7 protein-coding genes and 1 pseudogene are annotated in these 7,807 nt (G+C 61.4%); 1 reads left to right on the top strand and 7 read right to left on the bottom strand.

Going from position 1 to position 7,807, the window contains the following annotated elements; all coding sequences use genetic code 11:
- The 7 genes from WFM46_RS21810 to entC all read right to left on the bottom strand — a co-directional run.
- On the bottom strand, positions 1 to 126 hold a 126-nt coding region (locus WFM46_RS21810; protein WP_336998525.1), incomplete at its 3' end, for a YbdD/YjiX family protein.
- Positions 127 to 185: 59 nt separating this feature from the next.
- Entirely contained in the window at positions 186 to 2,291 is a 2,106-nt protein-coding gene (gene cstA / locus WFM46_RS21805) for a pyruvate/proton symporter CstA (protein ID WP_336998524.1), read from the bottom strand.
- Positions 2,292 to 2,555: 264 nt separating this feature from the next.
- Positions 2,556 to 2,969 (bottom strand): proofreading thioesterase EntH, encoded by a 414-nt coding sequence (entH, locus tag WFM46_RS21800; protein ID WP_103178632.1) that lies wholly within the window; start codon positions 2,967 to 2,969, stop codon positions 2,556 to 2,558.
- Positions 2,970 to 3,722 (bottom strand): 2,3-dihydro-2,3-dihydroxybenzoate dehydrogenase EntA, encoded by a 753-nt coding sequence (entA, locus tag WFM46_RS21795; protein ID WP_336998523.1) that lies wholly within the window; start codon positions 3,720 to 3,722, stop codon positions 2,970 to 2,972.
- Positions 3,719 to 4,573: an isochorismatase gene (locus WFM46_RS21790; protein WP_336998522.1), complete on the bottom strand. Its 855-nt coding sequence runs from the start codon at positions 4,571 to 4,573 to the stop codon at positions 3,719 to 3,721. Before WFM46_RS21790 ends, entA begins: the two co-directional genes overlap by 4 nt.
- 11 nt (positions 4,574 to 4,584) lie before the next feature.
- Positions 4,585 to 6,183: a (2,3-dihydroxybenzoyl)adenylate synthase EntE gene (entE, locus tag WFM46_RS21785; RefSeq protein ID WP_336998521.1), complete on the bottom strand. Its 1,599-nt coding sequence runs from the start codon at positions 6,181 to 6,183 to the stop codon at positions 4,585 to 4,587.
- Positions 6,184 to 6,192: 9 nt separating this feature from the next.
- Positions 6,193 to 7,368: an isochorismate synthase EntC gene (entC, locus tag WFM46_RS21780; RefSeq protein WP_336998520.1), complete on the bottom strand. Its 1,176-nt coding sequence runs from the start codon at positions 7,366 to 7,368 to the stop codon at positions 6,193 to 6,195.
- Positions 7,369 to 7,555: 187 nt separating this feature from the next.
- Here entC and WFM46_RS21775 point away from each other — a divergent pair.
- Positions 7,556 to 7,807, top strand: a pseudogene (locus WFM46_RS21775) (Fe2+-enterobactin ABC transporter substrate-binding protein); the annotation flags it as partial.

Below are 7,807 nucleotides of genomic sequence, written 5' to 3'. Positions count from 1 at the left end.
CATCGGCGTCTGGTCAGGATGGTTGACGCGCATATGCTCGACATAGTTGTCGTAGTCCGGCACGCCGATCATCATTTTTGCGGCCTGCCCTAAATATTTACCGGCTTTTGACAGGGTATCGAACATCGCTCTTCTCTCACAAAAAAGGTAGGCCGGGTAAGCGCTAGCGCCACCCGGCACACAGGTTAATGCGCCCCTTTCGCCTGGGTCACAATCTCTTCATAGTTGGCCGGCATCGGCTCATACGGCGTCTCTTTCGCGGTAGGTTTGTCCTGTTTCAGGGCGGCCAGCGCGGTCTTCAGAGAATAGAGCGCCAGCACCACAACCACCACCATAAAGAAGATGGTCAGCCCGGCATCCAGACGGTTGTTAAAGACCAGCTGGGAGAGCTGCGACTCGGTATACTGCGCCGGGATCTTGCCGCTGTCGATCATCGCCTGGAACTTGTTGGCGATGGCCAGGAAGCCCACTTTGGCATCGCTGCTGAAGGCTTTCTGCCAGCCTGCGGTCAGGGTACAGATCAGCAGCCAGGCGGTTGGCACCAGGGCGACCCAGGCGTAACGCTGACGTTTCATCTTGAACAGTACCACCGCGCAGAGCATCAGCGCCATACCGGCCAGCATCTGGTTAGCGATACCAAACAGCGGCCACAGGGTGTTGATGCCGCCCAGCGGATCGACCACCCCCTGATGCAGGAAGTAACCCCACGCCAGGACGCAGAGCGCCGTCGCCAGCAGGTTCGCGGGCAGCGATTCGGTGCGTTTCAGGTTAGGTGAAATGACTCCCAGCAGATCCTGCAGCATAAAGCGCGCCGCACGTGTCCCGGCATCCACCGCCGTCAGGATAAAGAGCGCTTCGAAGAGGATGGCGAAGTGATACCAGAACGACACATCCATCAGACCGCCCAGCGCGCCGTGCAGAATGTAGGCCATGCCCACCGCCAGGGTCGGCGCACCGCCCGCGCGGGAGATAATCGACTGCTCGCCCACCTCGTTGGCAATCTGAGAGAGAGTATCCGGGGTAATGCTAAAACCCCAGCCGCTGACCACCTGGGCCGCAGAGGCCACCACGTCCGCCGTACCGGCAGGCGCCAGCACCGCAATCGGGCTGTTCATCGCAAAGTAGACGCCCGGATCGATAATGCAGGCGGAGACCAGCGCCATAATGGCAACGAAGGACTCCATCAGCATGCCGCCGTAGCCGATAAAGCAGGCCTGGTTTTCATTGGCCAGCATCTTCGGCGTGGTGCCGGAGGCGATCAGGGCATGGAAGCCAGAGACCGCGCCACAGGCGATGGTGATAAACAGGAACGGGAACATATTGCCGGACCAGACCGGACCGGTGCCATCAATAAACTTCGTCACCGCCGGCATGGTCAGGGTCGGGCGCATGATCAGAATGCCAATCGCAAGGCCAACAATGGTGCCGATTTTCAGGAAGGTGGAGAGGTAATCGCGCGGAGCCAGCAGCAGCCACACCGGCAGCACCGCCGCTACAAAGCCATAGCCCACCAGCATCCAGGTCAGCTGCACGCCGGTATAGTCAAAGTATGGCGCCCAGGTTGGGCTCTCGGCCACCCAGCCGCCGGAGATAATGGCGAAGACCAGGAAGACCAGGCCAATCACCGACACTTCGCCGATGCGCCCCGGGCGCAGGTAGCGGATGTAGATCCCCATAAAAATTGCCAGCGGAATGGTAAAGGCGACGGTATATGTCCCCCACGGGCTGTGGGTCAGGGCTTTCACCACGATCATCGCCAGCACCGCAAGGATGATCACCATGATCATAAAGCAGGCCACCAGCGCAATCACTCCGGCGGTTGGCCCCATCTCCTCTTTTACCAGCTCGCCGAGGGAACGCCCGTCGCGGCGGGTAGAGACGAACAGCACCATAAAGTCCTGCACTGCGCCTGCCAGCACCACCCCGGCGAGGATCCAGATCATCCCCGGCAGGTAGCCCATCTGCGCGGCCAACACCGGCCCCACCAGCGGCCCGGCCCCGGCGATAGCGGCAAAGTGGTGACCGAACAGCACTTTTTTATCGGTTGGCACATAGTCCAGCCCGTCGTTATGGCGCACCGCAGGCGTCATGCGCGTCGGGTCAACCGAGAGGACGTTATGGGCAATAAACTTGCCGTAAAAACGATAGGCAATCAGATAGATACAGACCGCTGCGACGACTATCCACAGCGCATTAATTTGTTCACCGCGGTTGAGGGCGATATAGCCCAGCGCAAAGGCACCCACCACGGAGAGCCCTGCCCATATGAGGTATTTCCCTGAGTTATTCATGATATGGTTTCCATCATCGCAGAAGTGAGATGTTACATTTTGTATCTATAACACTCGCTTAAGATTTAACAACTCAACCACACGTAAAAACAGACATCCAACCAGTCATTTACATAACATTGTTAAGCCGATCACTTTCACCCCGTCCCGCGGCGGAGGACCTTAATTAAAACAGGGCTCAGCGCTGAAATGCCACCCGGCAAACAGCCGCATCGAACCGTAGGCCGGGTAAGCGCAGCGCCACCCGGCACACAGCCGCACGCTCTACCCCAACACCATCGTACTCAACCGGCAGGTACAGCAGCGCCGTCCCTGCTCGTCAAACACCACAATCTCCCAGCTCTGGCTGGTGCGCCCGAGGTGCAGCGGCTGACACACCCCGCGCACCTTGCCCTGCGCCACCGCCCGGTGATGGGTGGCGTTCAGCTCCGTGCCCACCACGCTCTGCCCGTCGCGGGTCATCAGGAAGCCAGCCATCGACCCCAGGGTCTCCGCCAGCGCCGCCGACGCGCCGCCGTGCAGTAGACCAAACGGCTGATGAGTGCGCGTATCCACCGGCATCTCGGCCTCCAGGGTGTCATCCCCCAGCCGGGTGTAGACGATCCCCAGATGCGCCACCATCGTGTTCAGACTGGTAGCGTTCAGCGCCTCCAGCGATAAATGACGTTTCCAGATCATCTAGGCCCCCAGCGTGGAGCCGCCGTCCACCACGATATCCTGCAACGTGATGTGGCTGGCGTGGTCGGAGGCGAGAAACAACACGGTGCTGGCGATCTCCTCTGGACGGGCAATTTTACCCAGCGGAATGCCGAGCTTGAACTGCTCGCCAAACCCGCGAATACGCTGCTGCTCGGCGTCGTCGCTTTTCCACAGGGTGCGCTGCATGTCGGTATCGGTGGAGCCCGGCGAGACCAGGTTACAGCGCACGCCGCTCCCCGCCAGCTCCAGGCCGACGGTGAGCGCCAGACTTTTCAGCGCCGCTTTCGAGGCGCCGTAAGCGCTCATGCCGATGCGCGGCGTATGGGCCGCGTCGGAGGCCACGGTGACAATCGCCCCGCCCTGCTGACGACGGAACTGGCCCATCGTCTGCTGAAAAAGGTTGAACGCTCCACCGACGTTGACCGCAAAGGTCTGCTGCCAGTCCGCCTGTGAGAGCTGGTCGGTGGCGCCCATGCGTAAAATACCGGCGGCATTCACCAGCACATCAAGCCGCTCGAGGCTCGCCAGCAGACGCCCGCAAACCGCGTTGACCCGCTGCGCATCCGCCACGTCCAGCACTTCGGTGGCAAAGGGATATTCCGCCTGTGGGAAGGCGACATCAAAGCCCGTCACCTCCGCGCCCGCCGCCGCAAACGCCCGGGCCGTGGCGTAACCGATGCCTTTTCCGGCCCCGGTCACCCAGACGGTTTTACCCGTGAAATCCAGCATCATTTCACCTCGCGGGAGAGCAGCGCCCACCAGGCATCAAGGGTCGGATTTTTCGCCAGCATCACAAAGTCGATATCGCCATGCACTTTGCGCCAGCGCGCCGCCAGGGCCATCATCCGCACCGAGTCGAGCCCGTAGTCGATCAGGTTTTCATCATCCATCGGCTCGTCGGACTCATCCAGCAAAGGCAGGATGAGCTCGCGCAGCGCCGCTTTGCTGGCCGGCAGCGAGGGCAGCAGCTCGTCGGTAGTCACCACGCGCCCGGAACGACCGGCCACATAGTTGAGCGACATCAGGTGCTCGTCCCGGGTGAAGTCCGCCAGCGCATCGGCGACGAAGAACGGCTGAATGTCGCGCATAAAGGCGTCGGTGGCGGTGGTCATGCAGCCGATATGGGCGTACACGCCGGTGATGATGAGCTGATCGCGGCCGCTCTCTTTAAGCATCTGCTCCAGCGGCGAGCGGTGAAACGCGCTGTAGCGCCACTTCACCAGCACGGTGTCGGCTTCGTCCGGCGTCAGTTCAGCCACGATGCGCTGCTGCTCCGGCGAGCGGGTCAGGCCCGGCCCCCACATGTCGTTCAGCAGGGCGCGGTCCTCATCGCTCTGCTCTTTCGGCTGGGCGGTGTAGTAGACCGGGATCCCCTGCTGTTTGCAGTAGTCACGCAGCCGGGCGATGTTCGCCACTACCTGCGCCATCATCGGGCAGTTCTCGCCCCAGAAGTTGAGGAAATACTCCTGCATATCGTGGATCAGCAGCGCGGCGCGCGCGGGCTCCATCGTCCAGCTCACTTTATTGGTCGGCAGATCTGCTGCGCCCGGCAGCACGTAACCGGTTAATTTTGGAATTGCCATCGTCTTGCTCCTCAGCCCCGGGCCCGTTCGACCAGCCACAGGCGTAATTGTTTTTTATCGACTTTCCCTACCGGCGTCAGCGGCAGTGCCTCCAGGCACTCGACGCGATCCGGCAGTTTGAATTCAGCCACGCCCTGCTCGCGCAGGAAGCGGCGCACCTCCACCGCGCGCAGGGGCTGTTTCACCACCAGATACGCGCAGCTCTTCTCGCCCAGCAGGCTGTCCTCCATGCTGACCAGCGCGGCGTGGATCACCGCCTCGTGGCGCAGGAGCAGGTTTTCCACCTCTTCGGCGGCAATTTTTTCACCGCCGCGGTTAATCTGATCTTTCTCACGCCCCTGCACAGTGATGTAGCCCTGCTCGTCAATGGCGATCAGATCCCCGGAGCAGTAAAAGCCGTTCTTATCGAAGGCGCTGGCGTTGTGCTCCGGGCTCTTGTAGTAGCCGCGGAAGGTGTACGGCCCGCGGGTCATCAGGCGCCCCACCTCGCCGCGCGGCAGCGGATTACCGTGCTCATCGGCTACCCACACTTCATCATCCGGGCACATCGGGCGGCCCTGGGTATTGATGATGCGCTCCGGCGTATCGTCCAGCGCGGTGTAGTTCACCAGCCCCTCGGCCATGCCAAACACCTGCTGGAGCTGACAGCCGATCTCAACCGGAATACGGGCGGCCAGGGTGGCGGAAAGGCGCGCCCCGCCTACCTGCAACAGTTGCAGGGATGCCAGCTGCGCATTGCCCGCCCCCTCGCTGATAGCCTGTAACCACAGGCTGACCGCAGGCGGCACCAGCGAGGTGACGGTGATCTGATGTTGTTCGATTAGCGGGAAACAGAGCGTGGCGCTCGGATCGTTCGCCAGCACCACGCAGCCCCCGGCCATAAAGACTCCCAGCGAGCCGGGGGAACTCATCGCGAAGTTATGCGCCGCCGGGAGTGCGTTCAGGTAACGGGTATCCGCGGTAATGCCGCAGATCTCGTTGCTGCGACGAATGCTGTAGTAATAGTCGTTGTGGGTGCGCGGGATCAGCTTCGGCGTGCCGGTGCTGCCGCCGGAAAGCTGGAAGAACGCCACTTCGTCCGCCGGGGTCGGGGTGGCGATAAAATGTTCCGCCGGGCGGGCAATCGCTGCCTCCAGCCCGTCTCCACGCAGCAGCACCGTGCGCACGGAACGGTGCTGTTCCATAAAGGTGTTGAGGAAGTCGTCGCCAGCAAAGAGACCGTGAGCGCGATCGGCAATCAGCAGCGCGGGTTCAATCTGGCTGGCGTAGGCGTTCAGCTCGCTGCGCTGATGGCTGAAGAGCGCATTAACCGGGGCCACGCCCACCTGCAACAGGGCGAAAAAGGTGATGTAGAACTCGGCGACGTTGCCCAGCTGTACCAGGGCGGTTTCACCCCGCTGAACGCCCTGCGCCTGCAACGCCGACGCCAGGTTATTGACGGACTGCTGGAACTGGCGGTACGTGATGCGGCGTTCGCCGTCGACTAACGCCCACGCGTCGCTGTCGCCGTGGCGGGTGAGAATGTCCGTCAGGGGCAGATCCTGCCAGTAACCTTTTTCACGATAGCGGCGGGCAAATTCGTCGGGCCAGCGGGTAAAGGGAAGGGTCATGATTAATCCTTAATGCAAACCAAAAACGTTGAGCATGGTGGTCAGCTTCACGCCGGTTTCACGCCATTCGGCCACCGGGGAAGAGGCCGGAACAATCCCGGCACCGGCAAACAGACGTACGCTGTTGGCCTGAATACGCGCGCAGCGGATGGTCACCACCCACTCGCCGTTGCCTTCGCTGTCGCACCAGCCGACGATGCCGCCGAACAGCTCGCGGTCGAACGGCTCCAGCTCGGCAATCAGCTCCTTCGCCGCCTGGTGCGGGAAGCCGCTCAATGCCGGGGTCGGGTGCAGCAGGCAGGCCAGGGTCAGGGCGTTCTCATCTTCACGCGCCTCGCCTTCTACCGGGGTGGCGAGGTGCCACAGGGTCGGGGTGGTGATGAGCTGCGGCGAGGCGGGCATGGTGAGCTGATGGCTACGCGGAGCCAGCACCGCCTTCATCGCCTGGGTGACCAACTCATGTTCGTGGCGATCTTTTTCCGAGGCCAGCAGCTTGTTGCCCGCCTCGCGATCGAGCATGTCATCCGGCTGACGACGCGCGGAACCGGCCAGCGGCAGGGAGCTGAAGTGTGCCCCCTCTTTACGCAGCAGCAGCTCCGGGCTGGCGCCCAGCAGCACCCCGCCATCCTCCAGCGGGACGTGGAAATTAAAGCTGGCCGGGTTCTGGGCGATCAGTTTTTCCAGCAGCGCGCCGCTGTCGAGTTTCTCTTCGGTTGCGATATCGATCAGGCGCGACAGCACTACCTTGTTGACGCGCGGAGTGGCGGTCAAAACGGCGGCGCGGGCCACCATCTCCTCAAAAGCTAACTGGGCCGGGATCTCGGTGCGGGATTTGACCGTCAGCGGTCCTGACTGGGTAGCATAGCGGGCAGACTGCTGACGCGCCGGGCGGGCAAATGATTGCCACTGCTCCGGGATAAACAGCGATGACGGCTGGCGGGTATCAAAGGGGATAGCCCCTACCATCACCGGGTTGCTGATGCCAGCGGCTTTAGCATTGGCAAAGGCCTGTTTCAGCTGCTGCTGGAATGGGCTTGCCGGATCGTCGCCGCCTACGGCGGGAGTGGAAAAACGGGCAAAGCAGCCAGAGGTGGTAAAACTGCGATAGGGCGACATAAAGAAGAAGCTCTCTTTTTGCAGCCGGGTCGCGGTGTGCTGAACATCCTCAGCCAGTGACGTATCCATATCATCCTCCTGAAATGATAAAAGCAGTAAGAATTATTATCATTTATATTTTCGCTGGCTAACCTAATCCCAGAGCGCAATGGTGTCAACAGCCCAGCGTGTAACTTGTGCGACTATCGCTTGCATCCCTTCGGCTCATTCATGAAAATGAGAAGCATTAACTTCAACAAAAACAGGATGCCCCTTAGTGAAACTGCCCGCCTTTTGCCGTAACACCCTGCTTTTTATCAGCCTTTTATTTTCAGGATTAACCTCAGCCGTCGCCGCCGACTGGCCGCGTCAGGTGACGGACAGCCGCGGAACGCACACCCTTGAGAGCAAACCGACGCGGATTGTCTCCACCAGCGTGACCCTCACCGGCTCCCTGCTGGCCATTGACGCCCCGGTGGTTGCCAGCGGCGCCACCACCCCGAATAACCGGGTGGCGGACGATCAGGGC

Origin of the sequence: Leclercia sp. M50 (genome assembly GCF_037150775.1) — a bacterium.
GTDB lineage: Bacteria > Pseudomonadota > Gammaproteobacteria > Enterobacterales > Enterobacteriaceae > Enterobacter.
The sequence above is the reverse complement of the archived record's forward strand: the minus strand, read 5'-3'. Positions and strand labels throughout refer to the sequence as shown.